Here is a 25250-nt window from a genome sequence, read left to right as displayed (position 1 = left end):
GGTTGTCGTGCAACTCCAGAGTTGCACATCATGGTTCGAGGCGCAACCCCTGGGTTGCACATGTTCCCGGTGTCGCCCGCCGCCGCTACACTCCCGGCCATGATCGAACGTCCGACCGCCAGGTGGCGGCACAAGGTCCTGCGGGAGCGGGAGGCACTCGCCGCGGGCGCGTTGTCCCCCGACGACGCCTACGCCGAGCGCCTCTGGCCGCTGGAGTTCATCGAAGCGATAGACGCCGCGCTCGCCGCGTACGAGGCCGAGGTCGCCGCCCTGCGCGACCCGTCCGACGACGACCTGTTCGCCGCAGCGGAGCGGGTCGTGCTCGCCCTCAACGACGCCGACGAAGAACACGGCGCCATCGAGACCGGCGAGCGCGAGCAACTGATCGAGTACATCGAGAACGTGCTGACCCACACCGGCGTCGACGTGCCGGCCCTGTGCGCCCGCCGAGGCAAGGACCGCGAAGCCCTGACCGGAGCCCGCGACTGGTAACCGCCGCGCGTCGCCGAAGATCGCGACGATCTTGCGTGAACTGTTGCCGATTTGCCTGTTACGGGCGTTTCAACCCCACAGTTCACGCAAGATCGTCGCGATCAAGGGTGGTGGGTGGCTAGGCGATGCGGGTGAGGGGCGCTGGGCCGGGGGCGTCCGGGACGGGTGCGAAGTCGTAGCGGAGCAGGTCCGGGCCGAGGGCGAGCAGGGTGACCGAGCTGGAGCCGTAGCGCAGGTCGTCGCCGAAGGTGTGGCGCAGGATCAGGGCGCGCGGGTCGGTGCGGTCGATGCCCTCACCTGCGGCCAGGGACGGCCAGGTGCCCCAGTCGGCGGCGGGGTCCGGGCGTGGCGTGGCGCGCAGTGCGGCCAGGAGGTGTGCGGCGCGTGGTTCGGCTGGGTCGTCGCCGCTGTTGACGATCACCGTGTAGCCCTCGGGCAGGGCCGTCTCGGTGCGGGTGTCGCCGTCCCAGCCGAGCATCACCGCGCCGGTGAGATCGGCGGTGATCAGGTAGAACGGGTCGAAGGTGCGCAGGTCGGCGGGGATCGGCTGCCCGGCGGCGGCGAGCAGTGGCAGCTCGCCCCGGGAGCGGCGGCCGTGCTCCGGCGCGAGGCGTCCCCGGCCGTTGAGCACGAACGCGGCCCGGCGGGCGGCCGGATCAACGGCCAGCCAGGTGCCCCCGGCGACCAGGTCGATCCCGCCCAGCAAGCCGGGGTGGCGCGGCCAGTGCTCGGCCGGCGGTTCCCAGGGGCGCATCAGCAGCTCGTCCCGTACGGCCAGCACCAGTATCGGCACCGGGGACGACGGCTCGAAACTGACGGCGACCGTACACATGATCGGCACTATATGCCCGTCGGCCGGCCGCACGTCCGCGAGCACATGATGGTGCGGTGACGCCGGGCTGATCGTCCTCAGGTGAGATCGACGACGGGACGCAGCAGCACCTCGTCGACGTAGGCACGGTCGGCGTTCATCTGCTCGCCGAACTCGGGGTTGCGGTACGCCGTGGCGAGCGTCGTCCAGCTGAAGAAGTCGCCCGCGCCGCCGCAAATCGCGCTGCCACCGTCACCGCCGCAGAGGATCTCCCGCTGCGAGGTCCACTCGTGGCGGTAGGGGTCCTGGCCGATCGCCAGACCCCACAGGTTCAGCCGCCGGTGCGGGCCGTTCGGCAGGTCGTAGGGGTTCTCGGCAGGCGTGTCGTCGCCCCAGCGGAACAAGGTCCGCGCCCCCGCGCCGCAGGCGTACTCCCACTCGTCGGGCGTAGACGGCCGCAGTCCGAGTGCGGCGACCGCCTCGACGGCCTCCCCGTACGACGTGTTCCGCACGAGCCGAGCGTTGGCCACCTGACCGGACGCGTCGAAGCGCACCTCGAGGCCGCCCCCAGCGGTGTAGGTCCGGATACCGCCGCCCGGCCGGGCGCCTGAGGAGGCGACCAGGTCACGCACCCGCTCATCGTCGAGGTCGAGGTCGATCAGGCAGGCGTCGAGCGCCTCGACTGCGACCAGCGACGCGGGCAGATCGACGGTGCGCACCGGAGAGGTGTAGCCGTCGAGATACTCCGCGAGGTCGGGCGCGCCGTACTCGTCGACGGTCAGCGCGTAGTCGGCAGCCTGGGCGGCGGTGGGGGTGAAGGCGGCCCCGTCGTAGCCCAGCGTGACCCGGCCGCCGGGCACCAGGGCGAACGCCAGGCCGGCCCGATCGAACAGCGCGGTCCTGTGGGCCCGGCCGGCGAACTCGTGCATGCCGAGGTCGATCAGACGCAGGCCGTGCGCGTCGGCGATCGCCGACGCGACGCGGTGCGCCGCATCACCGTCGAGGTCCATCCAGGCGGCAGCGGTCAGCTCGGCGTAGGTCACGCGCGGATTCTGCCGCCATGATCCCCCGCATGCAATGCTGCGCGATGTCGGAGGTTCCTGATCAGATCGGTGGATGGTTGATAACCGCGTCGGCGACAGCACGTCTGAGCGGCGCTTGAGCAGGATCGCCGCCAAGCTGGCGACCGTCGAGGCCTCGCCGGACCGGTGGGGCGGTGTGTTCGGCGCTGAGGAACACAGCTTCCGCCTCAGTGCGCCGATGACGGAGGCGGCGGTCGCCGCGTTCGAGGCCGGCCATGGTGTGACTCTGCCTGGCGGCTACCGGCGATTCCTCCTGGAACTGGGATCTGAGGGTGCCGGCCCGGATTACGGGTTACGTATTCCCAGCTACGAGATTTGCGGAAACTTGGCCGCCCCGAGCTTCATCGAGCCTGGCCAGGAGCGGATCACGGACTGGTCCTACGCCTATCTTGATGCCGGGCAGAAGCGCTGGCAGGGCACGTTGGCAGTCGTCGACCACGGCTGCTCGGTGCGAACTCTTCTGATCGTGACCGGAAGGTGGCGGGGCCGCTTGGCTCACGCCGACGTCGACGGCGCGTACGGGCCGTACCTGCTGGAGGACACGGATTTTCTGAGCTGGTACGAACGGTGGCTCGACGAACTTCTCAGCGGCTGCAACGTCAGCATGTTCGGTTGGCAGAAGCTTCCGGGAAACGAGCACACACTTCGACACATCCTCACCTCGGATCCGTCACCTGCGCGGCGCCAAATGGCCGCGCGATCGTTGGCTGCTCTGCCACGGCTGAGCCGAAATGGTCGGCAGGCGCTGCTGGCGAGCACTCGTGACACCGACCCCCTCGTGCGAGAGGAAGCGTTGGAGGCCCTCACCAGATCGAAGACAACGAGCTCCGGAACAGTTGAGCGCTGAAATCTCGCCAAGACCATTCTGTTTCAGGTGCCTCCGTCCGTGATGCCAGGCTGCCGTCGGCAGGAGCGGCGACAGCGGGCTCTACATTGGTCTCATGTGGGTGTGGAACGCGCTCAGTTTTCTGGGCGGCGTGCTGGCGGTGTCGTTGACCGCGTACGTCTCGCTGGCCGTCAACCGCCGGAAGATGGACGGTGAGACACTGGCGCGCTGGGAGGCGGTGCTCTTCGAGAAGAGCGCCCAACTCGCCGAGGCCGCCCGGAGCCTGCGGCACCACGCGGAGCGCTACGCCGCCGGCGCCGACCAGGACGCCCGCCGGGACCGCGTCAACGACGCGCAGGAGCGGCTGCGCATCGCCATGGAGCAGTTGCGGCTGGTGGGCAACCGGCGGGTGCAGATCGCGGCGCGGGTGGTCGTGCACCACGCCTACGCGGTGGCCATGCTCGGGGTGGACGACCGCGATCCGCGTTCGGACCAGTATCCGGACACTCCGCCCGCCGCCCGCCTCAACGACGCCCTCCAGGAGTTCTACCGGGCGGTGCGCCAGCAACTTCGGGCCGCCGATCCCGAGGACGTGCTGCACGAGGACGATTTCGACGGCATCGCCGCCGGGCTGCGGCCACTGACGCCCGAGCAGCGCTCAACGAAGGTATGAGACGTCAGCGCACGTAGCGCACCAGCCAGTCGCGGGCCAGCACGGCTGCCTGCTGCAAAGTGCCGGGTTCCTGGAACAGGTGGGTGGCGCCGGGGACTATCTCGACGGCGTGCTCGCAGGTGAGCTGGGCGGCGGCGCGTTCGTTGAGTTCGAGCACGGTGTGGTCGAGACCGCCGACGATGAGCAGGGTCGGCGCGCGTACCTCGGCGAGGTGAGCGCCGGCCAGGTCGGGGCGGCCGCCGCGGGACACCACCGCCGCGACGTCGGCGTTGCCGTTCGAGGCGGCCCACAGGGCGGCGGCCGCGCCGGTGCTGGCCCCGAACAGGCCCACCGGCAGGCCCTGCGCCGTGGGCCGGGTGCGCAGCCAGGCCAGCACCTCGCCCAGCCGCCCGGCGAGCAGCCCGATGTCGAACACGTTGCCCCGGTCGTTCTCCTCTGACTCGTTGAGCAGGTCGAACAGGAGCGTGCCGAGGCCCGCGTCGCGCAGGAAGCGGGCGACGTACTGGTTGCGAGGGCTGTGCCGGCTGCTGCCGCTGCCGTGCACGAACACGACGAGCCCGGCTGCCTGCGGGGGTATGGCCAGGTGGGCCGAGAGTGCGGCTCCGTTCACGGGGATGACGACCTCGGCCGCTGTTCCGTTGTCTCCGGACGTGACTTCGTCCACCTCTCCATCCTTGCTCGCCCGGCGGCCCGCCGCTCGTGTTGGCGGCAGTTGGCGCATCTTTACGGGCCTGAAACTTGCACGTAACCTGAGTCACACTTTGCAAGAAGTTTCAGCCGCCGCTCCCCCGGCCACCACCCCCGCTCCGGGAAGGAAGACCATGCGTCGCCTATGGAGGTCCGTGCTCGCCGCCACGCTGGTGGCAGCCGGGTTGTCCCTCGTCTCCCCCACCGCGCCCGCCCAGGCCGGGATCGACACCCAGACCCTGGGCGGCCGCTACTCCGGCTCCAACGTGAACTTCCGGGTGTACTCGTCCCGGGCCACCCGCATCGCGGTCTACGTCTACTCCGCCGCCACCGGCGCTCAGGAGAAGGCGTCCTACCTGCTCACCAAGGGCACCGGGGACGTCTGGGCGACCACGGTCAGCGTGGCGACGCTGCAGGCGGCCGGGGTCACCGGCACCGTCTACTACGGCTACCGGGCCTGGGGCCCGAACTGGCCGTACAGCGCGAGCTGGACGAAGGGCTCGACCGTCGGGTTCGTCGCCGACGTGGACTCGGCCGGCAACCGGTTCAACCCGAACAAGCTGCTGCTGGACCCGTACGCCCGGGAGATGAGCCACGACACCGCGCTGCCCGACGGGGTGGCGAGCGACTACTCGTCCGGCCCGGCCAAGCGGGCCGTGGACACCGGCACGATCGCGCCCAAGGGCATCGTGCTGGCCGCGGACGGCACGAGCTTCGGCACCAAGCCGACCCGGGCCTTCAAGGACGACATCGTGTACGAGGTGCACCTGCGCGGCCTGACCAAGGCCGACCCGTCCATCGCGGCGGCCGAGCGGGGCACCTACAAGGCGGCCGGCCAGAAGGCGGCGTACCTGGCCTCGCTCGGGGTCACGGCGGTGGAGTTCCTGCCGCTGCAGGAGACGCAGAACGACAACAACGACGTCAACCCGAGCAGCACCAGCGGTGACAACTACTGGGGCTATATGACGGAGAACTACTTCGCCCCCGACCGGCGCTACTCCTACGACAAGACCCCCGGCGGGCCGACGCGGGAGTTCAAGGCCATGGTGAAGGCGTTCCACGACGCCGGGATCAAGGTGCTGGTCGACGTCGTCTACAACCACACCGCCGAGGGCGGCGCGATCGGGGACAAGAACACGTACCACATCTTCTCCTGGCGAGGGCTGGACAACCCGGCGTACTACTCGCTGACCTCGGACATGCAGGGATCGATCGACAACACCGGGCTGGGCCACAACTTCAACACCCGCAACCCCGCCGCGCAGAACCTGATCGTCGACTCGGTCGCGTACTGGAAGAACACCCTGGGCGTGGACGGCTACCGGTTCGACCTGGCATCGGTGCTGGGCAACACGTGCCAGCACGGGTGCTTCAGCTACAGCCGCACCGACGCGAACACCGCGCTCAACCGGCTGACCACCGAGATGCCCGCGCGCCCGGCGGGCGGCGGCTCCGGCGTGGACTGGATCGCCGAGCCGTGGGCCATCGGTGCGGGCACCTACCAGGTGGGCAACTTCCCGGCGGCGTGGTCGGAGTGGAACGGCATCTACCGCGACACGCTGCGCCGCGACCAGAACAAGCTCGGCGTCGACGCGGTGACCCCGAGCGAGCTGGCGACCCGCTTCGCCGGGTCGTCGGACCTGTACGGCGACGACGGCCGCCGCCCGTGGCACTCGGTCAACTTCATGGTCGCGCACGACGGGTTCACGCAGAAGGACCTGTACTCGTGCAACGGCAAGAATAACGGGCAGGCGTGGCCGTACGGGCCGTCCGACGGCGGCAGCGACGACAACATCTCCTGGGACCAGGGCGGGGTCGCGGCCGACCAGCGCAAGGCGGCCCGCAACGCGTTCGCGTTCCTGATGCTGTCGGGCGGCACCCCGATGATGACCGGCGGCGACGAGACACTGCGGTCGGTCAACTGCAACAACAACCCGTACAACGTCGACTCGTCGGCGAACTGGCTGGACTGGTCGCTGACCACCGACGAGACGAACTTCAAGGCGTACACGTCGCGGCTGGCCGCGTTCCGCAAGGCGCACCCGGCGCTGCGGCCGGTGAGCTTCTACACCGCGTCCGACACCAACGGCAACGGCCTGGGGCAGCTGGAGTGGTTCACCCCGGCCGGAGTCGCGCCGGACGGGGCCTACTGGGGCAACGCGAACAACCACGCGCTGGCCTGGCGCATCGACGGCACGGAGTTCGGCGACAGCGCGAGCGCGCTGTACACCGCCTACAACGGCTGGTCGGGCGACGTGGTGTTCACGCTGCCCGCGCCGCCCGCCGGAAAGCAGTGGTACCGGGTCACCGACACCGCCCCGTGGGCCGAGGGCGCGGACCAGGTCGCCGCGCCGGGCGCGGAGGCGGTCATCGGCGGGGCCGGGACGGCGTACACGCTGCGCGCCCGCGCGGTGCTGCTGCTCATCGCGAAGTGACGCCGGGCGGGGTCCTGTCCCGGCAAGGACGGGACCCCGCCGCGCGAGGTCAGCCGGCCGGGAACGCGAACGACGCCGTGACCGCCCGGTGGTCGGTCCCCGGGGCGCGTTGCACACCCGCGTCGGTAGCCGTGAGGCCCCGGTAGAGGACCTGGTCGGGGCGCAGTACGGGCACCGCGGACGGCCAGGTCAGGCCGAAGCCCCAGCCGGCGTCGGCCTGGGCGTCACGCAGCAGCGCCGACAGCGGGGCGAAGGCGCGGTCCTCGGCCGAGGTGTTGAGGTCGCCGAGAACGAGCACGCGGCTCGCGTCGTCGGCGCGTAACGCGTCGGCGAGGGCCTGGATGTTGCGGTCGCGGCTCGCGGTCTCGTTGAGGCGGGCCGAGCGCAGGTGGGCGACGTAGACCGCGACGTCGCCCCGGGGCGTCTCGACCACCGCCCGCAGCCCGCGGATCCAGCCCGTCTCGCTGTCGAGGCTGCTCACCCGCGTGATCGGGTACTTGCTGAGCAGGCCGACGGTGCCCTTGACCGCGTGCTGGGGGTAGGTCTTGCGCAGCCGCCCGGCGGCCGCCGTGATGGCGCCGTCGGCGGACTCCTGCAGCGCGATGAGGTCAGGCCCCTCGGCGGCCAGCGCCTGGACGGTCGCCGCCGGGTCGGGGTTGTCCGCGTAGAGGTTCTGCGAGACGACCCGCAGCTCGGCGGGCCCGCCCTGCGGCGGCAGCAGCGCGCCGCCGAACTGCGCCGCCCAGACGGCCGCGGGCAGCGCGACGGCGAGCAGCGCCGCCCGGGCGCGGGCCGCCAGCGCGAACAGCGCCAGCACGGGCACGGCGAGACCGAACAGGGGCGTGACGGAGTCCAGCAGGCTGCCGACGCTGTAGACATTGGGCACCAGGCGGTGCCCGGCGAGCACGGCCGCCAGCAGGAACGCGGCCATGACGACCATGGCCGCGAGCCACGGGTGGCCCGGTTCGCGGGTACGGGGGGCCGCCTTCACCAGCTGAGTCGTCACTGTGCGTACGCTACCGGCGGGACGCCCCGATTCCCTTGCCTGCCGCGGATTCTGCCGTGTGACAAGTATCCATCCGCGATTAACGGTGCCTTAACACAGCTCCCGGTATGCAGGGAGGCGGACGGGCCACCTCGCCGATCGATCGTCGACCACGCGCCCGTCAGGCTACGCTGTCACCGAACGTGACCAAGGTTCGGGCATCTGTGACAGTAAGTCCGATAAACCTCATACGGTGGATATGCCGATTACATAGCATCGGCTGCATGAGGCCCGTGCTCGTCGGCATCGTCACCGCCCTGGTGCTCTGCGCGGCGATCTACCTGGGCAGCCGGGGCCTGCACCACTTCGACTCCGCCCTGGCCCCGTACGCCATCGCCAGCGTATTCCTCGCCTTCGGCATCGCCTACCGCTACACGGTATGGATCTCCTCCCCCGGCGCGCGGCGGCTGTTCAGGAAGGGCTGGGGCGCGGCGCTGTCCTGGCAGAACCTGCGGCGCACGCCGACCGCGCTACCCAGAATGATCGCCACGTACCTCGGCTTCCAGAAGTTCCTCGGCGCGCGCTCGCGGGCCCGCTGGGCGGCGCATCAACTGATCTTCTGGGGCTGCCTGCTGGCGGCGGCGATCACCTTCCCGCTGTCCTGGGGCTGGTTCACCTTCACGTCGAACACCGGGGCCGGCCCGGAGTACACCATGAACATCTGGGGCTTCCGGGTCGTCGACTTCAACGCCCTGTCGCTGCTCGGGTGGGTGTTGTTCCACGGGCTCGACCTCGCCGCGGTGCTGGTCATCGCGGGTGCGACGTACTTCCTGATCCGGCGGATGCGCGACCGGGAGGCGAGCACCGGCCAGCGGTTCGGCTACGACCTGGTGCCGCTGCTCGCGCTGATCATCATCTCGGTGACCGGGCTGCTGCTGACGTTCTCCAGCGTCGCGCTGCACGGCGGCGGCTACGAGTTCCTGGCCGTGCTGCACATGGCCGCGGTCGTGCTGACGCTGCTGTACCTGCCGTTCGGCAAGTTCTTCCACATCGCCCAGCGCCCGGCCGCGGTCGGCATGCAACTGTTCAAGTACACCGAGCACGGGGAGATCCGGCACTGCCGCAACTGCGGCGAGCCGATCGACACCACGGCGTACGTGGACAACCTGCGCGCCACCATGCGCGACCTGAAACTCGACTTCGACGGCCTGGCCGAGGTGTGCCCGCGGTGCAAGCGGCTGCGGCGCGGGCAGGCCTACCGCACGAGCGTGAAGCCGGGGTTCTGACGTGACCATCCCGCTCGACCCGAACATCACCCCGCCGGGCACCGGGCGGTTCCGCGACGCGGGCGGGCTGCCCGCCGACCGCTGGCGGGCGATCCGGGGCGAGGAGCGGCTCGTGCCGACGCACTGCTGCTTCTGCGGCGTGCAGTGCGGCATGTACCTGCGGGTCCACGACGGCAAGGTGTTCGGGGTGGAGCCGCGCGACCACGACATCAACCGGATGCGGCTGTGCCCGAAGGGTCTGAACGCGTACCAGCAGGTCAACCACCCCGACCGGCTGACGGCGCCGCTGTATCGCCAGAGCCGCGCCGACGACCTGCGGCCGGTGTCCTGGGAGCAGGCCCTCGACGTGACCGCCGAGCAGATCCAGCGCATCCAGGCCGAGCACGGGCGGGACGCGTTCGGCATGCTCGGCGGGGCGAGCCTGTTCACCGAGAAGACGTACCTGGTGGGCAAGTTCGCGCGGGTGGCGCTGCGCACCCGGCACGTGGACTACAACGGCCGGCTGTGCATGGTCAGCGCGGCCGGGGCGAACAAGCTGTCGTTCGGCATCGACCGGGCCGCGAACCCGTTCGCGGACTGCCTGCTTACCGACTGCCTGCTGATCGCCGGCTCCAACGTGGGCGAGTGCTTCCCGGTGATGACGCAGTACCTGTGGGGCGCGCGGGACCGCGGCGCGAAGCTGATCGTGGTCGACCCGCGCGAGACGAGCATCGCGCGGACCGCCGACCTCCACGTGGCGCTGCGGCCGGGCACCGACGCGGCGTTCTTCAACGCGGTGCTGCACGTGGTCGTCGCCGAGGGCCTGACCGATGAGGCATTCCTCGCCGAGCACACCACCGGCTGGGACGAGGTACGGGCGGCGGCCGCCGAATACCCGCCCGAGCGGGCCGCCGAGATCTGCGGCATCCCCGCCGAGCAGGTCACGCAGGTGGCGCGGATGTTCGCCACCGCGCCGAAGGCGATGGCCTGGCACGCGCGCGGGATCGAGCACCACACCCAGGGCGTCGAGAACTGTCTCACCGTGATCAACCTGTGCGTGGCCACCGGCAACCTCGGCAAACCCGGGGCCGGCTACGGCACCATCACCGGGCAGGGCAACGGGCAGGGCGGGCGTGAGCACGGCCAGAAGTCGGACATGCTGCCGGGCGGGCGGTCCATCAGCGACCCCGTGCACCGGATGCAGGTCGCGAACATCTGGGGCATCGACGTGGACGACCTGCCGCAGGCGGGCACGTCGATGATGGAGATGGTGCACCAGATGAGCCGCGGCGAGATCCGCGGCCTGTTCGGGCTGTGCAACAACCCGTTCGTGTCGCTGCCCAACTACGCCGTGGTCAAGGCGGGCTACGACGCGCTGGACTTCCACGCCCAGTGCGACTTCTTCCTGTCCGAGACCGCCGCCAACGCGCACCTGGTGCTGCCGGTGACGAGCTGGGCCGAGGACGACGGGGTGATGGCCAACGCCGAGGCCCGGGTGGTGCGCCACCGCAAGGCCCAGGAGCCGCTGCCCGGGGTGCGCACCGACACCTGGGTGCTGTGCGAGCTGGCGCGGCGGCTCGGCGTCGGGGACAAGTTCGACTTCGCGAACTCCGAGCAGGTGTTCGGGGAGCTGCGGATCGCGTCGCGGGGCACGGTCAACGACTACTACGGCATCACGTACGCGCGGCTCGACGAGACGGGCGGCATCGCCTGGCCCTGCCCCGACCTGGACCATCCGGGCACGCCGCGGCTGTTCGAGGGCGGGCGCACGTACCACGCCGACGGCAAGGTCCATATGCAGGCGGTGCGCTGGCACCCGCCCGCCGACCCGTACGACGACACGTACCCGATGACGCTGACCACGGGCCGGACGGTGGCGCACTTCCTGTCGGGCAACCAGACCCGGCGCCTGGGCGGGCTGGTCGAGCAGACGCCACGGCCGTGGGTGGAGGTCCATCCGTCGCACGGTTTCAGCAACGGCGACGCGGTCACCGTGGTCACCCGACGCGGCTCGGCGACGTTCCCGGCGCTGGTCACCGAGGCGATCCGGCCGGACACGGTGTTCGTGCCGTACCACTGGCCCTACCCGGTAGCGGCCAACGAGCTGACCATCGACGCGCTGGACCCGCGCTCGAAGATCCCCGAGTACAAGGTGTGCGCGTGCCGGATCGAGCCCGCCGAGGCGGTCACGCCGGTGCCCGCGCCGCCGATGCCGCCGGGGCGCGAGCCCTACGCCGACGCGCAGCGGGCCCGCGCCGAGCAGCTGCCGCCCACGTCGTCGCAGGGAAGGGGGACGTCGCAACCATGATGGGACGCACCATCGTGATCGACCCAGGCCGGTGCATCGGCTGCCAGGCCTGCGTGTCGGCGTGCCGGGAGTGCGACTCGCACCGCGGCAAGTCGATGATCCACCTGGACTACCTGGACCAGGGCGGCAGCGTCGCGTCCAGCCCGACGGTGTGCATGCACTGCGAGGACCCGGTCGCGCCGTGCGCGCAGGTGTGCCCGGCCGAGGCCATCCTGGTCACCCCGGACGGGGTGGTGCACGACGCGGACAAGAGCCGCTGCATCGGCTGCGGCAACTGCGTCAACGCCTGCCCGATGGGTGTGCCGAAGATCGACCTGGCGGCGAAGCTCCAGTTCAAGTGCAACCTGTGCTACGACCGGACGTCGTACGGGCTGGCCCCGATGTGCGCGACGGTCTGCCCCACCGGGTCGATCTTCTACGGCACCCTGGAGGAGCTGCGCACCGAGCGGCCCGGCGTCGAGGTCGCCAGCACGTTCGACTTCGACGGCTCGATCATCTCCACCGGCGTGGCGATGGTGGTCCCCAAGGGACGGCCGGTCGGCGAGCCGCTGCCCGGCGGGGCCGGCGAGCACGCCCGCGTCACCGGCAGCCCGCAACCGGCCGGGCACCTGGAGCCGTCGGCGGACAACGTGCTGGGAGATCCGCTGTGACGGTGGAGGAGCAGGAGGTCGCGGCGTTGCGGGAGCGGATCGCGGCCGACTCGCTGACCAGCCGGCGCGACTACCTGCGGCTGGCGGTCACGATGTCCGGCGGCCTCGCGGCCGGTGGCGTGGCGGTGGCGGCGGGGATCTTCCACCGGCACGGCGAGGGTTCCGCTCCGCCGAAGCTGGTCGCGGAGCAACTGCCGCCGGGTGAGTCGGTGGCGTTCAGCTACCCGGGCGCGGAGGACCGAGCCGTCGCGCTGCGCATGGCCGACGGCACGCTGTGCGCGTACTCGTCGATCTGCACGCACCTGGCCTGCGGGGTGCTGTGGCGGGCCGACCGCGGCGAGCAGGGCGAACTGTACTGCCCCTGCCACGAGGGCGTGTTCGACCCGAGGACCGGCGCGGTCACCGCCGGTCCCCCGCCGCGCCCGCTGCCGCGGGTGCTGCTGGAGGAGCGCGACGGCGGCATCTGGGCCGTGGGCACCCTGGATTCCGGCGAGGAGCAGCCATGACCGACGCGCGATATCCGCAGATCAAACCCACCAGCGGGTACGGCGACCCGCGCATCCGCAGCACCGGCCCGGGGCCCGGCGCGGGCGGCGAGACCGACCCGGAACGCTCGTCGATGCTGTCCGGGCGGCTGGCGCTGGTGCTGTCCATCCTCGTCGGCCAGCTGTGGGCGATCGGGGTCGGGCTCAACGCCTGGATGATGGGAAACACCGCGGTCGCCTGGTGGGCGGCCGCGTTCGGGGTGGCCTCGTTCCTCGTCGCCCTGTGGGCGTGGCGGCTGGGCGAACGGCGCGACCGGTGACCGCCCCGGCCCGACGGGTGCCCCGGGGCGCCTACGTCAACCTGATCCTCGCCGCGCTGGGCTTCCTGCTCACCGCGTGGGCGTGGGGCCTGATCTCGCCCCTGTCCGCGTTCTACAAGCAGCACCTCGGGCTGTCCTCGGTGCAGCAGTCGGTCCTGGTCGCGGTGCCGGTGCTGGTCGGCGCGCTGGGCCGGATCCCGGTCGGCGCGCTGACCGACCTGCTCGGCGCCCGGGTCATGCTGCCCGCGCTCGCGTTCCTGACCATCATCCCGGTGCTGCTGCTGACCGTGGCCGGCGACTCGTACCCGGCGATGCTGGCCGTCGGGTTCCTGCTGGGCGTCGGCGGCACGCCGTTCGCGGCGGCGATCCCGCACGGCAACGGCTGGTTCCCGCCGACGAAACGCGGCATGGCGCTGGGCGTCATCGGCATGGGCATGGGCGGCACCGCGATCGCCGCGCTGCTGACCAAGCCGATGCGCGAGATCGGGCCGAACGCGCAGTTCTACCTGTGCGCGGTGGTGCTCGCGATCTACGGGGTCGTGGCGTGGCTGGTGCTGCGCGATCCGCCGGGCCGCACGGTGCCCGCCGAGCCGTTCGCGCACCGGTTCACCGACGCCGCCCACCAGCCGATGACCTGGCCGCTGTCGGCCCTGTACGCGGTCACCTTCGGCGGGTACGTGTCGTTCGCCGTCTACCTGGTCACCTACCTGCAGAGCCAGTACCGCCTGGAGCAGGGCGACGCCTCGCTGAAGGCGGCCGGGTTCACGCTGGTCGCGGTGCTGTTCCGGCCGCCCGGCGGCTGGCTGTCGGACCGGGTCGGGGCCGCCAAGGTGCTGAGCATCTGCCTGGCCGTGCTCGCGGTGATGGCGGCCTGGCAGTCTTCGGCCCCGGCGCTGTACCCGTGGGCGACGATCGCGTTCCTGGTCATGGCGGCGATGCTGGGCGCCGGTGCGGGCGCGGTGTTCTCCCTGCTCGCTCAGGTCGTGCCGGGCCCGAAGGTGGGCGCGGTGACCGGCATCGTCGGCGCGGTGGGCGGGCTCGGCGGGTTCGTGCCGCCCCTGGTCATGGGCGCGGTCTACGGGGCCACCGGCCACTACACCATCGGGCTGCTGCTGCTGGCCCTGGTGGCGCTGGCGGCACTCGCCTACACCTGGACCCAGCGCAACCGCCGGCCGCCGGTGGAAGCGGCGGCCCGGCCGCCGGGCCGACCGAACCTTAATACGCGATAAAAGCCCCCGAAAAGGGCATCACGGATACGCTCAGAACACATACCGACGGGTCCGTGCTGTCCATCGCGACCTGATGGGACCGTGGCGGCCTTCGCTCTCCGCCGCGACCGGGACCCGCCCCTCCAAGGAGATGGTGCACATGCCCACGGCGACCGACCAGTTCTTCGCCGACCTCGCCCAACGCGGCGAGGAACCGTTACTGCGGCGCAGCTCAGGCAGCATCCGATTCGACATCGGCGCGAAAGGGCACGTCGAACGCTGGTTCGTCACGGTCGATCACGGCAGGTTCGCCGTGTCCCGGCGCAACCAGAAGGCCGACTGCGCGGTCCTGACCGACGCCGACGTGTTCGAAAACATCGTCACCGGCGAGGACAACGCGTTCGCGGCACTGCTGCGCGGTGCGCTCGAAGCCGAGGGCGACCCGGAGTTGCTGCTGCTGTTCCAGCGCGTGTTCAGCGGCCCGGTGCGCAGCACCCACCCGGCGGCGGTCGGCCGTGGCTGACCAGGTGCGCATCCTCAACGGCAACACCTTCGTCGTCAGCGACGAGCGCGGCGACATCGAAGCGTCCCGCACCGACCCGACCGGGCTGTTCGCCTGGGACACCCGCTTCCTGTCGACGTGGGTGCTCACCGTCGACGGCGAGCGGCTGGGCACCCTGTCCGTCGACGACCTGCAGTACTTCGAGACCAGGTTCTTCCTCGCGCCCGGCGGCGGCACCGTCTACATCGACGCGAAGCTGTCCGTGATGCGCCAGCGCACCGTCACCGAGGGCTTCCGGGAACGGCTGGCGGTGCTCAACCACGGCGAGGAGGCCGTCGAGCTGACCGTGCGCATGGAGGCGGGCAGCGACTTCTCCGACCTGTTCGACGTCAAGAACGACGAGGCCAAGAAGGGCGAGCTGTACTCCAGCGTGGAACGCGATCGGCTGGTGTTCGGCTACCGGCGGGACACCTTCCACCGCGCCACCGAGATCACTTCGGAGCCGCGCGCGATCATGGACGAGCACGGGCTCATCTACAAGATCCGGGTCGAGCCGCAGTCGCACTGGACCTGCGAGCTGCACGTGACGCCGATCCTGATCGGCCGCAACGGCAAGCGGACCCGGCTCGGCGGCCCCAAGGCGGCCGAGGACATGGGCGACGACCTGGACCGCTGGCTGGAGGGCGCGCCCAAGCTGGAATGCGAGTGGGGACCGCTGCGGCAGACCTACCGGCGCAGCCTGATCGACCTGGCGGCGCTGCGTTTCTCCCCGCTGACCTCGGCCGGGCGCAGCCTGCCCGCGGCGGGACTGCCCTGGTTCATGACCATGTTCGGCCGGGACAGCATCTTCACCAGCCTGCAGTCCCTGCCGTTCGTGCCGGAACTCGCCGCCACCACGCTGCGCGAGCTGGCAGCCCGCCAGGGCAGCCGGTTCGACGACTTCCGCGACGAGGACCCGGGGCGCATCCTGCACGAGATGCGCTACGGCGAGTCGGCAGCCTTCCAGGACCAGCCGCACAGCCCGTACTACGGCAACGCCGACGCGACCGCGCTGTTCGTGGTGCTGCTCGACGAGTACGAGCGCTGGACCGGTGACAAGGCGCTGGTCCGCGACCTGGAACTGGAGGCCCGCGCCGCGCTGCGCTGGGTCGACGAGTACGCCGACCTGCTCGGCAACGGCTACGTCTGGTACCAGCGGCGCAACGAGAAGTCGGGCCTGGAGAACCAGTGCTGGAAGGACTCGTGGGACTCCATCTCCTACCGCGACGGCAGCCTGCCCGGCTTCCCCCGCGCCACCTGCGAGCTGCAGGGCTACGCCTACGACGCGCGGATGCGCGGGGCGCGCCTGGCCCGGCTGGTGTGGAAGGACCCCGACTACGCCAACAAACTGGAGAAGCAGGCCGCCGACCTCAAGCGCCGGTTCAACCGCGACTACTGGGTCGCCGACGGCGAGTACTACGCCCTCGCCCTGGACGCCGAGGGCAGGCAGGTCGACGTGCTCACCTCGAACATCGGGCACCTGCTGTGGAGCGGCATCGTGCCGCAGTCGCGCGCCCGCGCGCTGGCCCGGCACCTGATGGGGCCGCGGCTGTTCTCCGGCTGGGGCGTGCGCACACTGGCGCTGGGCGAGAAGCGCTACAACCCGATCGGCTACCACGTCGGCACGGTGTGGCCGTTCGACTGCTCGTTCATCGCCTGGGGGCTGCGCCGCTACGGATTCAAGAAGGAGGCGGCGCAGATCGCGGCCGGCATCCTCGACGCCGCAGAGTACTTCGACGGGCGGCTGCCGGAGGCGTTCGGCGGCTACCCGCGCGAGGAGACCAAATACCCGGTGCAGTATCCGACGGCGTGCAGCCCGCAGGCCTGGTCGACGGGTGCTCCCCTGCTGCTGCTGCGGACCATGCTGGGACTGCAGCCGCTGGAGGACAGCCTGGTCGTCGACGCGGCCCTGCCCGCGGGCATCGGCCAGATCGAACTGCTGGGCATCCCCGGCCGTTGGGGCCGGGTCGACGCGTTCGGCCGCGGGCTGCTGCGCACCGACCGGCAGGGCCGGATGCGGCCCGAACTCGGCACCGCCGCCACCAAACGGAAGAGGTCCGCCGCCGTGGTGTGACCGGACGGGTCCGGCCGCCTTGACGAATCACGCTCGCCGCGCACCGGCCCGTGCCTACGATGCAGGCACGGGCGCGGGGCGGGCGGTCACATCGCTGCTTGGGAGGCATACCGCATGAGCAAGACCGACGACGTGAGCGAGTTCGAGGAGATGGGGCCGATCGACTACGTGGTGATCGAGTTCCCCGGCAACCGGATGACCGGAGAGGGCATCCCGTTGCTGCTGGATCTCGTCGACCGCGGCGTCATCCGCATTCTCGACCTGGCCTTCATCCGCAAGGACACCGACGGCACCGTCACCGCCGTGGCCGTCGAGGACATGGACGCCATGGGCGCCCGCGAGTTCGCGGTGTTCCAGGGGGCGGCCTCCGGGCTGCTGGACCGGGACGACCTGAGTGAGGCCGCCGGCGCGATCGAGCCGGGCAACTCGGCGGGCGTCATCGTGTACGAGAACACCTGGGCGGCGCCGCTGGCCCGCGCCTGGCGTCGCGGCGGGGCGCAGATGGTCGCCAGCGGCCGCATCCCGGTGCAGGCGCTGCTGGCCGCCGCCGAGTCCGGCGCGTAGCGCAGAAACGGGGGATGTGATCATGGGATTGCTTCGAGGAGTGGCGCGCACGGCCGTGGTGGCCGGGACGGCGACCGCGGTGTCCAACCGCGTGTCGCGCCGGCAGGCCGGCCGGTGGGCGGCCCAGGAGGACGAGCAGGCGGCGCAGCAGCAGGCGTACGCCGATCAGGCCGCGTACCAGCAGCAGCTGGCGGCGCAGCAACAGCTGGCGCAGCAGCAGGCCTACCAGCAGCAGGTGGCGCAGCAGCAGGCGGCGGCACCGGCCGGGCAGCCGATGGACGCGAAGCTCACGCAGCTGAAGACGCTCGCCGACCTCAAGGCGTCGGGCGTGCTGACCGACGCCGAGTTCGAGCAGCAGAAGGCCGCCATCCTGGCCGGCTGACCGCCGCCCGCGTCCATGATCGTCCGACTTGCCTGGCACCTGGGCGTATCCGGCTTCAAGATACGCACACCTGCCCGGCAAGTCCGACGATCATGTGGTTGTCGGCGGCTTCAACGCCGCCGGGCTGCTCCAGCGCTCGGCGATGGGGATCGCCGACAAGCCGTGGGCGAGCACGCTCAGCAGCACCGTGGCCATGATGAGGCTGATCGCCAGCTGCGCCGAGACGCCGGTGAGCTGCTGCACGCCGATCAGCGCGAAGATCACGCTGGGCAGCCCGCGCGGGCCGAGCCAGGACAGCAGCCACACCTCACGCGGGTAGCGGCGCAGCCCGACCAGGCTCAGCGCGACCGGCAGCATCCGCACCACGGTCAGGCTCAGCACCGCGTACAGCAGGACGCGCCAGCTCAGCAGGTCGGCCAGGGTGTGCGGGATCAGCGAGCCGAAGGCGAACCAGACACCCGCCGCCAGCAGCGCGACCACGTCGTGCGTGGTCTGCAGGTGCCGCTCGGGCAGGTGCCGGTCGACCGCGCGGACCGCCAGGCCCGCGACGAACGCCGCGACGATGCCGTTGCCGTGCAACGCGTGGGCGGCCTCGAAGACCAGCACCCCGACGGCGAGGTAGGCCAGGCGCTCGGCCCGCGCCGCGCTCCACCCCCGGTGGCGGGCCCAGCGCAGCAGCAGGCCCGCGCCCGCGCCCGCGGCGATGCCCGCGACCAGTGCGATCAGCAGCTCGACGACGGTGTGGCCGAGCACCGCGCCGGGGGTGCGCTCGGTGCCCACGGCCGCGGCCGCCGCGGCGAAGAACACCACCAGCGGGGCGGCCAGGCCGTCGTTGAGGCCGCTCTCGACGGTCACCGCGGTGCGCAGGTCGTGCGGGATGCGCTCGTCGCGCACGAGCATGGTCGCCAGGCTCGCGTCCGTGGCGGTCAGCGCCGCCGCGACCATGGCGACGACCCAGATGTTCGCCTGCGGGAACAGCGCCAGGCCGGTGGCGAGGCCGGCGAGCACCGTCAGCGGGAACGCCACGAGCAGCAGCCGCAGCGGCAGGTGGCCGGCCGACCACAGGCGGCGCAGGCTGATCTCGGTGGCGTCGCCGAACAGGATCAGGGCGAGCGTCAGCTGGAGCACGTGCTGCACCGCCGAGGAGGACATGTCCACGGCGACGAGCGGGTCGTCGCCACCGGCCAGCAGCAGGCCCGCCAGCAGCAGCGCGATCGGGAGGGTCACGCTGTAGCGCGCCGCGCGGGCCGACACCGCCGCCCAGCCGATGAGGACGACGGCCAAGGCGATCAGCCCGTACACGCGCACCGCGCGGCATGACTGGGTGATTTGCCCGGGAATGTCACCGAATCATTGTGTCACCGGTCGGGCGTCCGGCAGGGCCGCTGCCGGAGACCGGGCGGACTCAGGGCCGGGCGACCGGGATCTCCATGGTCACGTCGGCCGGGGACGGGGCCCCCGCCTGTGGTGGCACGGCCGGCCGGGCGGCCGTGCCACGGCGGCCGAGGTCCTTGAACCGCAGCGCGGGCTTCTCCACCAGGAACCAGCTCGCCGCCGCGAACGGCACGACCGCCACCACGGTCGCGGCGATGTAGCCGACCACGCCCCACGCCGTGGCCCCGGCCATCGCGAGCAGTTGCTGCAGCGGGAACGCGTAGATGTACACGCCGTAGGAGATGTCGTTGCGGCGCCCGACCTTGTGCAGCGGCAGCCGCGCGCCCAGGTACATGGTGAGGTAGCCCAGCGGCAGCGCGGCGAACGCCTTCACGGTCTCGGTCGCCCACAGCACGCCGAGCACGGCGGTCGCCGCGACGGCCAGCCACCACACCGACGGGATCACGTCGGCGTACCGCTTGAGCACGGCTCCGGCGAGGAAGAAGCTGCCGAGGCGGAAGCTCATGTTCACGATGCCGGGCACGTCCGCGTCGGTGAACTCGAAGGCAGCGGTGCCCGCGGCGAGCACCGCGAACACGGCGAGGGTCACCCAGCGCTCGCGGCGCGCGTAGCCGAACGACAGCAGCACGCCGACGCCCACGTAGCAGGCGAACTCGTACATCAGCGTCCACAGCGACAGGTTCCAGGTCGCGTCGTAGGGCGCGCTCAGCAGCGTGTGCTGGATCTTCTGCTGGACCTCGACCAGGGTCGCGTTCGCGAACACGTACCGCAGCGCCGACACCGGGTCCCAGGACGCTCCCGCGTCGAAGGCCAGCGACATCGGGGCGAGCACGAACGCGGTGACCGCCAGCGCCGCCCAGTAGCCGGGGTAGATGCGCACCACGCGGTTCCACAGGAATTGCCGCATGTCCAGCCGCAGCCGGCTGCCGGTGATCAGCCAGCCGGAGATCGCGAAAAAGCCGGCCACCGCCCAGCCGCCGATCTCCAGGTCGCCCCACTTGTAGGGGTCGCGCCACCCGGCCACCTGGGGCGCGTGGGACACGATCACCGCGGCGGCGAGCAGCAGCCGCAGGGCGTTGAGGGAGTTCTTGCGCGGGTCGATCGCGGCGGACAGTGGCGTCACGGACGCAGACTCTAACGTGCGGCGTCGGGCGCACGCCATCGGCCGTTCACCGACGGCGACACCGTCCGACCCGGTCCGTGGCAGCCGTCCTGCGCGGCTTCACCAGGGCGGATCTCCTTGCCGCGCACCGCTGTCCGGGGCGCGGCGCGCGGACCGGAGCGACGGGAACCCGTCACCGCACACGAGCGGCAGCCGTCCGGCAGGGACGGCCGCCGCTTCGGGTCGCCCATGCTCAGCCGTACGTAGGGTGCTGCGGCCAGCCGTCCGGGGAGTCCTCCCAGTCCTGCATGCGCCCGTACGGGGCCAGGTCCATGATGCTGGCGGCGAAGTTCAGCCGGTCCACGCCGCGGGCGGTCGTGCTGTAGGTGCGGTAGACGTCGTCGCCGTCGCGCAGGAACACGCTGAGCATGAACCCGCCGCCCGCGCCGCAGTCGTCGGAGAAGGACGTGCCGTGCGACGACACGAACGGCAGCGTCCAGCCGCGCTCGGCCTTGTAGGCCTCGATCTGGGCCAGCGGCATGTTGGACACGGTCTGCCAGGTGATGCCGCGGGCGGCCAGCAGGGGCAGCGCGTGCAAGGGCACGTTGTCGGTGAACCAGGTGCAGCCGGGGCAGTAGTGCTTGGGCCCGCGGTCCATGAACTGGTACACCACCAGCTCGCCGCGGCCGTCGAACAGGTCGAGCAGGCTCCGGCCGCCCTCGGGCGTGTCGAAGACGTATGGCCGGTCGAACTTCACCATCGGCAGGCGGCGACGCCGGGCGGCCAGCGCGTCCTGGGCGCGGGTCAGCTCCTTCTCCGCCTTGAGCAGGTCGTCACGCGCCTGCTGCCACTCCTCGGCGCTCACGATCGTCGGTTTGTCCATACCCGCCATACTGCCCGGCCCGTCCGACACCTTTGTCCCGGTCCGCCCACATGATCACTCGACTTGCCAGGCACCTGGTCGAATGGCCGCTCAAGATACGGCCAGGTGCCTGGCAAGTCCGATGATCTCGGGCGGCGGCCGGGTCAGGCCGCCGGGTCGGGGACGGCCAGTTCGGCGGCGTGGGGCAGTTCGTGGCCGACCGGCACGACCACGACCGGGCAGTTGGCCTTGCCGATGCACTCCTCGCTAACCGAGCCGAGCACCGTGTGCATCAGCCGGCTGGTGCCGTGGCTGCCGAGCACGAGCAGGTCGGCGTCGGCGGCCGCGGCGGCGAGCACGTCGGCGGGCCGGCCCTCGACCACCTCCCCCGCGATCGCGACGCCCTCGCGCTGGAACGAGGGCAGCGCGCCGAGTTCCCGGTCGAGCATGTCGCCGGCGAGGTCGCGGGCGGCCGAACCGATGACGTCGTCGTCGGTATCGTCCCACCGCCAGGCCGCCACGGCCTGCACGGTGCCGCCGCGGCCGGCCGCCTCGTGCACCGCCCAGCGCAGCGCGCGCCGGCCGCCCTCGGAACCGTCGACCCCGACCACGATCCGGAAGTTCGTCATGCCGCGCCCCCTACCCTCGACCGGTCGGCGCTAACGCGCCATGGCGTGTCAGTGTGTGAGCCGCACCTTCTCCCGGGTCGCCCGCTGGATGTCACCGGCGGCGACGACCAGCAGGCGGTGGCCGAGGTCGGACAGCGCCCGCGCGACGGCGAGCTCGTCGCCGATCTCGGGGATGTCCCGGTCGTCCGGGTTGAGTTTGGCCCGCCCGACGCCGATGAGCCGGTCGCCGACCTCGTCGTCGAGCATTCTGGCCTCGGCGTAGGTGCGTCCTTCGTCCTCGCCGACGAACACCTCGATGTTCCAGCGCTTCAGCACGGTCATTGCGGGTGCCCCCCTTCCAGGATGTGCGCCGAGCCCTCCAGCAGGGCCACGACCTCCTCGTCCGAGGTCTGCCGGAAGTCGGCGTAGCGTTCACCGACCGCCATGAACAGGTCCGGGGTCTCCACGCAGACGACCTCGTCGGCGACCGTACGCAGCTCGGCGGCGGTGTCCGCGGCGGCCACCGGCACCGCCAGCACCACCCGGGACGCGCCCCGGGCGCGGGCGATCTCGCAGGCGGCACGGGCGGTCGCGCCGGTGGCGACACCGTCGTCGACGATCACGACCGTGCGCTCGGCGAGCGACTCGGCGTCGCGGCCGTGCCGGAAGCGCTGCACCCGGCGCTCCAGCTCGGCCCGCTCGGCCTGCTCGACCCGGTCGAGGGCGGCCGGGCTGATCCTGATCGCGTCCAGCACGCCCGGGTTGAGCACCCGTACACCGTCCTCGCCGATCGCGCCCATGGCCACCTCGGGCTGGGACGGCACGCCGAGCTTGCGCACCACGAGCACGTCGAGCGGGGCGTTCAGGGCGCGGGCGACCTCCACCGCGACGACCACGCCGCCACGGGGCAGCCCGAGCACGACCACGTCGGCGTCGTGGAGCCAGGTCAGCAGCTGCGCCAGGCGGTGCCCGGCGTCTGTGCGGTTCTGGAACATGGCGGCACCCTCCTCCACCATGGTCGTCCCCCGGAAGCCTTCGTGACCAGGACTTTCGTGACTCAGACGGAGGTCTGCGGATGTTCGGCGCGGAATGCGGCGACGGCGGTGGGCAGGGTGTGGAAGATCCGGTCGCGGCCGACCGCCTCGGCCAGGCCGAATGACACCATTTCGTCCATCAGTTCCTGTTTGACGTGGGCCATGCCGAACACGATGCCGCGTTGGGTCAGCTCGTTGCGCAGCTCCTCGACCGCCTCCATGGCGGTGATGTCGACCTCGACGATCGCCTCGGCGTTCAGCACGAACCACTTCACGTCCGGGGCCTGGCCGACCGCGGCCAGGGCCCGGCGGCGCAGGTCCTGGGCGTTGGCGAAGAACAGCGGCGAGTCGTACCGGTAGATCATCAGACCGGGCACGGTGCGCGCCTGCGGGTAGTCCTCGACGTCGTGCATCCCGGCCACCCCCGGCACGATGCCGAGCACCGCGTCGTGCGGGCGGGCGACCCGGGCCAGCATCTCGGCGACCGACAGCGCCACCGCCGCCAGCACGCCGTAGAGGATGTCGAACAGCAGCACCCCGGCGAACGCGGCGAGCGCCAGCAGCAGCTCGCTGCGCCGGAACGCGGCGAGCTTGCGGAAGCCGGGCAGGTCGATCAGGCGCAGCGCGGCGTACACGATGATCGCGCCCAGGGCGGCGGTCGGGAACGCCGACAGCACCGGGCTGGCGAACAGCAGCGTGCAGATCACCAGCACCAGGGCCGTCAGCGAGTACACCTGGCTGCGCGCGCCCGCCGCGTCGGCCAGCGCGGTGCGGCTGCCGCTGCTGCTGACCGGGAAGCCGCGCAGCACGCCCGACCCGAGGTTGGCCACGCCGAGGGCGAGCAGTTCCTGGTCGGCGTCGACCTCCTGGCGGTGCCGGGCGGCGAACGCGCGGGCGGTGAGCATGTTGTCGGTGTAGCCGACGAGCATCACGCCCACGGCGGGCAGCAGCAGGTCGGCGAAGTCGGTCAGGTCGGGCCACGCGAGCGACGGCAGCCCCGACGGGATCTTGCCGATCGTCGCGATGCCGTAGTCCTGCAGGCCGAACAGCGCGGTCGCCCCGGTGGCCAGCAGCACCGCCAGCAGCGGGCCGGGCAGCTTCGGGAACTGCCGCTGGACCAGGTAGAGGAACGCCAGCACGAGTGCGCCGAGCACCACCGTGGCCAGGTGGATCTGCCCCATGCCCTTGATGAACGACCACACCTCGCCGAGCAGCGTGCCGCCGTCGACCGGGATGCCGGTCAGCCGCTCCAGCTGACCGATGATCATGATGATGGCGACGCCCGCCATGTAGCCGACCAGGATCGGCTTGGACAGCAGATCGGCCACGAAACCGAGCCGGATCGCCCAGCAGACCAGGCACAGCAGGCCGACGATGACGGCCAGGCCCGCCGCGAGGGCCGCGTACCGGCCGGGGTCGCCCGCCGCGAGCGGGGCGATGACGGTGGCCGTCATGAGCGCCGTGGTGGACTCCGGGCCGACCGACAGCTGCCGCGACGAGCCGAGCAGGGCGTACAGCGCCAGCGCGGGCAGGGCGGCCCACAGTCCCGCCACGGGCGGCAGGCCGGCCAGTCCGGAGTACGCCATCACCTGCGGGATGAGGTACGCCGCGACGGTCGCCCCGGCGAGCACGTCCCCGCGCAGCCAGCCGCGGTCGTACGCCCGCAGCGTCACCACACCGGGCGCCTGCGGAATCCATCGTGGTCTGTCGGCCATGGTCACTTTTACCGCATGGCACCTCCGCGCGAAACCCCGCCGCCGGGACCCGGACATGATCGGCTACGGTCGGGCGGGTCCTACGACGACGGAGGTGCCCGGTGGGTGGACGGTCCTACATGCTCGCGACCCGGATGCCGATGTCGCGCGACGGCTTCGACGCGTGGCTGTCCACACCGCTGCCGGACCTCGGCGTGATCGCGAACCCGGACGAGATGTGGCGCGGCTGGGCGGCGGACGACGCCACGCCCGACTGGGCCCTGACCGAGCTCGCCGGCTCACCGGCCGCCGCCGCGACCTACCGCGCGAACCGGACCCGGACCCCGCTGGAGCTGCTCGCGGCGCGGGCCGCCGGCGGGTACACGCTCGCCCGCCACCACGAGGGGGCGCTGGAGGTCTACCTGTACGACTACCACGCCGACCACTACGCCACCCAGACCGACCTGCTCATGCTCGCCGGGGCGGGACGGTTCGCCGACGGCGACGCCGAGGTCCCGGTTCTGTACTGGGGCGGCGATGTCCATCCCGGCCTGCCCTTCGACGACGGCTCGGTGCTGTCGCTGCTGCTGGTGGGCGGCACGCAGGCGCGATTCAGCGCCGCGTACCCGTTCGCAGCGCTGGTCGAAGGGCTGCGAACGGTGGAGGTCGCATTCCTCGGGGCGGTCGTCGACCCGGACGGCGACGATCCCGGCTGGGACTCCGCGGGCGTGCTGGACCCGGCGATCGCCGTGCAGGCCGGTACCTGA

General features: G+C 71.6%; 25 protein-coding genes and 1 pseudogene. 15 read left to right on the top strand and 11 right to left on the bottom strand.

All coding sequences use genetic code 11. The annotated features are described in order from the left end of the window. Positions 1–99: 99 nt before the first annotated feature. Positions 100–492 (top strand): hypothetical protein, encoded by a 393-nt coding sequence (locus tag AB0B66_RS39500; RefSeq protein WP_360540020.1) that lies wholly within the window; start codon positions 100–102, stop codon positions 490–492. 118 nt (positions 493–610) lie between these two features. Here AB0B66_RS39500 and AB0B66_RS39495 read toward each other — a convergent pair whose 3' ends face one another. Continuing rightward, positions 611–1324, bottom strand: coding sequence for an NRDE family protein (locus AB0B66_RS39495; RefSeq protein WP_360540018.1), 714 nt, complete (start codon positions 1322–1324; stop codon positions 611–613). Positions 1325–1401: 77 nt separating this feature from the next. Beyond that, positions 1402–2346, bottom strand: coding sequence for a hypothetical protein (locus AB0B66_RS39490; protein ID WP_360540016.1), 945 nt, complete (start codon positions 2344–2346; stop codon positions 1402–1404). 73 nt (positions 2347–2419) lie between these two features. Here AB0B66_RS39490 and AB0B66_RS39485 point away from each other — a divergent pair, with 73 nt between their 5' ends. Continuing rightward, on the top strand, positions 2420–3232 hold the full coding sequence (locus AB0B66_RS39485) for an SMI1/KNR4 family protein (protein WP_360540014.1): 813 nt from the start codon (positions 2420–2422) through the stop codon (positions 3230–3232). Positions 3233–3326: 94 nt separating this feature from the next. Then, positions 3327–3884, top strand: coding sequence for a hypothetical protein (locus tag AB0B66_RS39480; RefSeq protein WP_360540012.1), 558 nt, complete (start codon positions 3327–3329; stop codon positions 3882–3884). A 4-nt stretch (positions 3885–3888) separates the two neighbouring features. Here the strand turns inward: AB0B66_RS39480 and AB0B66_RS39475 are convergent, their stop codons facing one another. Beyond that, complete coding sequence (locus AB0B66_RS39475) at positions 3889–4548, bottom strand: dienelactone hydrolase family protein (protein ID WP_360540010.1); 660 nt, start codon at positions 4546–4548, stop codon at positions 3889–3891. 157 nt (positions 4549–4705) lie between these two features. On the opposite strand from AB0B66_RS39475, the gene AB0B66_RS39470 reads away from it, so the two are divergent. Next, a complete protein-coding gene (locus AB0B66_RS39470) occupies positions 4706–7006 on the top strand; it encodes an isoamylase (protein ID WP_360540008.1) in 2301 nt (766 codons plus the stop codon). A 49-nt stretch (positions 7007–7055) separates the two neighbouring features. On the opposite strand, the gene AB0B66_RS39465 is transcribed toward AB0B66_RS39470, so the two are convergent. After that, positions 7056–8012 (bottom strand): endonuclease/exonuclease/phosphatase family protein, encoded by a 957-nt coding sequence (locus AB0B66_RS39465; RefSeq protein ID WP_360540006.1) that lies wholly within the window; start codon positions 8010–8012, stop codon positions 7056–7058. 263 nt (positions 8013–8275) lie between these two features. On the opposite strand from AB0B66_RS39465, the gene AB0B66_RS39460 reads away from it, so the two are divergent. The 10 genes and pseudogenes from AB0B66_RS39460 (at position 8276) to AB0B66_RS39415 (ending at position 17788) form a co-directional block, all read left to right on the top strand. Beyond that, complete coding sequence (locus AB0B66_RS39460) at positions 8276–9277, top strand: hypothetical protein (RefSeq protein WP_360540004.1); 1002 nt, start codon at positions 8276–8278, stop codon at positions 9275–9277. A 1-nt stretch (position 9278) separates the two neighbouring features. Further along, the gene (locus AB0B66_RS39455) at positions 9279–11564 is read left to right on the top strand and encodes a molybdopterin oxidoreductase family protein (protein WP_360540002.1); all 2286 of its coding nucleotides are present in this window, start codon (positions 9279–9281) and stop codon (positions 11562–11564) included. Continuing rightward, complete coding sequence (locus AB0B66_RS39450) at positions 11561–12214, top strand: 4Fe-4S dicluster domain-containing protein (protein WP_360540000.1); 654 nt, start codon at positions 11561–11563, stop codon at positions 12212–12214. The genes AB0B66_RS39455 and AB0B66_RS39450 overlap by 4 nt, the downstream gene beginning before the upstream one ends. After that, positions 12211–12720, top strand: coding sequence for a Rieske (2Fe-2S) protein (locus AB0B66_RS39445; protein ID WP_360539998.1), 510 nt, complete (start codon positions 12211–12213; stop codon positions 12718–12720). Before AB0B66_RS39450 ends, AB0B66_RS39445 begins: the two co-directional genes overlap by 4 nt. Then, positions 12717–13019: a DUF6755 family protein gene (locus AB0B66_RS39440; RefSeq protein WP_360539996.1), complete on the top strand. Its 303-nt coding sequence runs from the start codon at positions 12717–12719 to the stop codon at positions 13017–13019. Before AB0B66_RS39445 ends, AB0B66_RS39440 begins: the two co-directional genes overlap by 4 nt. Further along, entirely contained in the window at positions 13016–14248 is a 1233-nt protein-coding gene (locus tag AB0B66_RS39435) for a NarK/NasA family nitrate transporter (protein WP_360539994.1), read from the top strand. The genes AB0B66_RS39440 and AB0B66_RS39435 overlap by 4 nt, the downstream gene beginning before the upstream one ends. Before the next feature lie 139 nt (positions 14249–14387). Continuing rightward, the gene (locus AB0B66_RS39430) at positions 14388–14750 is read left to right on the top strand and encodes an SCP2 sterol-binding domain-containing protein (RefSeq protein WP_360539992.1); all 363 of its coding nucleotides are present in this window, start codon (positions 14388–14390) and stop codon (positions 14748–14750) included. After that, positions 14743–16761 (top strand): annotated as a pseudogene (locus tag AB0B66_RS39425) (glycogen debranching N-terminal domain-containing protein); the annotation flags it as partial. The gene AB0B66_RS39430 and the pseudogene AB0B66_RS39425, both read left to right, overlap by 8 nt. A 195-nt stretch (positions 16762–16956) precedes the next feature. After that, positions 16957–17406 carry a DUF6325 family protein gene (locus AB0B66_RS39420; protein ID WP_360539990.1) on the top strand — a complete coding sequence of 150 codons (450 nt, stop codon included), beginning with the start codon at positions 16957–16959 and terminating at the stop codon, positions 17404–17406. Between the two features lie 22 nt (positions 17407–17428). After that, entirely contained in the window at positions 17429–17788 is a 360-nt protein-coding gene (locus AB0B66_RS39415) for an SHOCT domain-containing protein (RefSeq protein ID WP_360539988.1), read from the top strand. Positions 17789–17878: 90 nt separating this feature from the next. Here AB0B66_RS39415 and AB0B66_RS39410 read toward each other — a convergent pair whose 3' ends face one another. The 7 genes from AB0B66_RS39410 to sulP form a co-directional block, all read right to left on the bottom strand. Further along, positions 17879–19096, bottom strand: a complete 1218-nt coding sequence (locus AB0B66_RS39410) for a cation:proton antiporter (protein ID WP_360539987.1) — start codon at positions 19094–19096, stop codon at positions 17879–17881. Positions 19097–19193: 97 nt separating this feature from the next. Further along, on the bottom strand, positions 19194–20306 hold the full coding sequence (locus AB0B66_RS39405; protein WP_360539985.1) for an acyltransferase: 1113 nt from the start codon (positions 20304–20306) through the stop codon (positions 19194–19196). Positions 20307–20538: 232 nt separating this feature from the next. Beyond that, positions 20539–21168: a DUF899 family protein gene (locus AB0B66_RS39400; RefSeq protein WP_360539983.1), complete on the bottom strand. Its 630-nt coding sequence runs from the start codon at positions 21166–21168 to the stop codon at positions 20539–20541. 143 nt (positions 21169–21311) lie between these two features. Beyond that, positions 21312–21776 carry a universal stress protein gene (locus tag AB0B66_RS39395; protein WP_360539981.1) on the bottom strand — a complete coding sequence of 155 codons (465 nt, stop codon included), beginning with the start codon at positions 21774–21776 and terminating at the stop codon, positions 21312–21314. A 48-nt stretch (positions 21777–21824) separates the two neighbouring features. Beyond that, positions 21825–22097, bottom strand: a complete 273-nt coding sequence (locus AB0B66_RS39390) for a DUF1876 domain-containing protein (protein WP_360539979.1) — start codon at positions 22095–22097, stop codon at positions 21825–21827. Then, positions 22094–22750 carry a phosphoribosyltransferase family protein gene (locus AB0B66_RS39385; RefSeq protein ID WP_360539977.1) on the bottom strand — a complete coding sequence of 219 codons (657 nt, stop codon included), beginning with the start codon at positions 22748–22750 and terminating at the stop codon, positions 22094–22096. The genes AB0B66_RS39390 and AB0B66_RS39385 overlap by 4 nt, the downstream gene beginning before the upstream one ends. A 62-nt stretch (positions 22751–22812) precedes the next feature. Next, positions 22813–24504: a sulfate permease gene (gene sulP, locus AB0B66_RS39380; protein WP_360539975.1), complete on the bottom strand. Its 1692-nt coding sequence runs from the start codon at positions 24502–24504 to the stop codon at positions 22813–22815. 101 nt (positions 24505–24605) lie between these two features. Here sulP and AB0B66_RS39375 point away from each other — a divergent pair, with 101 nt between their 5' ends. Continuing rightward, the gene (locus AB0B66_RS39375; RefSeq protein WP_360539973.1) at positions 24606–25250 is read left to right on the top strand and encodes a hypothetical protein; all 645 of its coding nucleotides are present in this window, start codon (positions 24606–24608) and stop codon (positions 25248–25250) included.

Source organism: Catellatospora sp. NPDC049111 (assembly GCF_040648615.1).
GTDB lineage: Bacteria > Actinomycetota > Actinomycetes > Mycobacteriales > Micromonosporaceae > Catellatospora > Catellatospora aurea.
Note: the sequence above shows the minus strand (reverse complement) of the source record. Positions and strands in the feature narration are given on the sequence as shown.

Coding starts and splice junctions, on each gene's coding strand:
- AB0B66_RS39500 (WP_360540020.1), top strand. CDS start 100: ATGATCGAACGTCCGACCGCCAGGTGGCGGCACAAGGTCCTGCGGGAG.
- AB0B66_RS39495 (WP_360540018.1), bottom strand. CDS start 1,324: ATGTGTACGGTCGCCGTCAGTTTCGAGCCGTCGTCCCCGGTGCCGATA.
- AB0B66_RS39485 (WP_360540014.1), top strand. CDS start 2,420: ATGGTTGATAACCGCGTCGGCGACAGCACGTCTGAGCGGCGCTTGAGC.
- AB0B66_RS39480 (WP_360540012.1), top strand. CDS start 3,327: ATGTGGGTGTGGAACGCGCTCAGTTTTCTGGGCGGCGTGCTGGCGGTG.
- AB0B66_RS39470 (WP_360540008.1), top strand. CDS start 4,706: ATGCGTCGCCTATGGAGGTCCGTGCTCGCCGCCACGCTGGTGGCAGCC.
- AB0B66_RS39460 (WP_360540004.1), top strand. CDS start 8,276: ATGAGGCCCGTGCTCGTCGGCATCGTCACCGCCCTGGTGCTCTGCGCG.
- AB0B66_RS39450 (WP_360540000.1), top strand. CDS start 11,561: ATGATGGGACGCACCATCGTGATCGACCCAGGCCGGTGCATCGGCTGC.
- AB0B66_RS39440 (WP_360539996.1), top strand. CDS start 12,717: ATGACCGACGCGCGATATCCGCAGATCAAACCCACCAGCGGGTACGGC.
- AB0B66_RS39430 (WP_360539992.1), top strand. CDS start 14,388: ATGCCCACGGCGACCGACCAGTTCTTCGCCGACCTCGCCCAACGCGGC.
- AB0B66_RS39420 (WP_360539990.1), top strand. CDS start 16,957: ATGAGCAAGACCGACGACGTGAGCGAGTTCGAGGAGATGGGGCCGATC.
- AB0B66_RS39415 (WP_360539988.1), top strand. CDS start 17,429: ATGGGATTGCTTCGAGGAGTGGCGCGCACGGCCGTGGTGGCCGGGACG.
- AB0B66_RS39400 (WP_360539983.1), bottom strand. CDS start 21,168: ATGGACAAACCGACGATCGTGAGCGCCGAGGAGTGGCAGCAGGCGCGT.
- AB0B66_RS39395 (WP_360539981.1), bottom strand. CDS start 21,776: ATGACGAACTTCCGGATCGTGGTCGGGGTCGACGGTTCCGAGGGCGGC.
- AB0B66_RS39390 (WP_360539979.1), bottom strand. CDS start 22,097: ATGACCGTGCTGAAGCGCTGGAACATCGAGGTGTTCGTCGGCGAGGAC.
- AB0B66_RS39385 (WP_360539977.1), bottom strand. CDS start 22,750: ATGTTCCAGAACCGCACAGACGCCGGGCACCGCCTGGCGCAGCTGCTG.
- sulP (WP_360539975.1), bottom strand. CDS start 24,504: ATGGCCGACAGACCACGATGGATTCCGCAGGCGCCCGGTGTGGTGACG.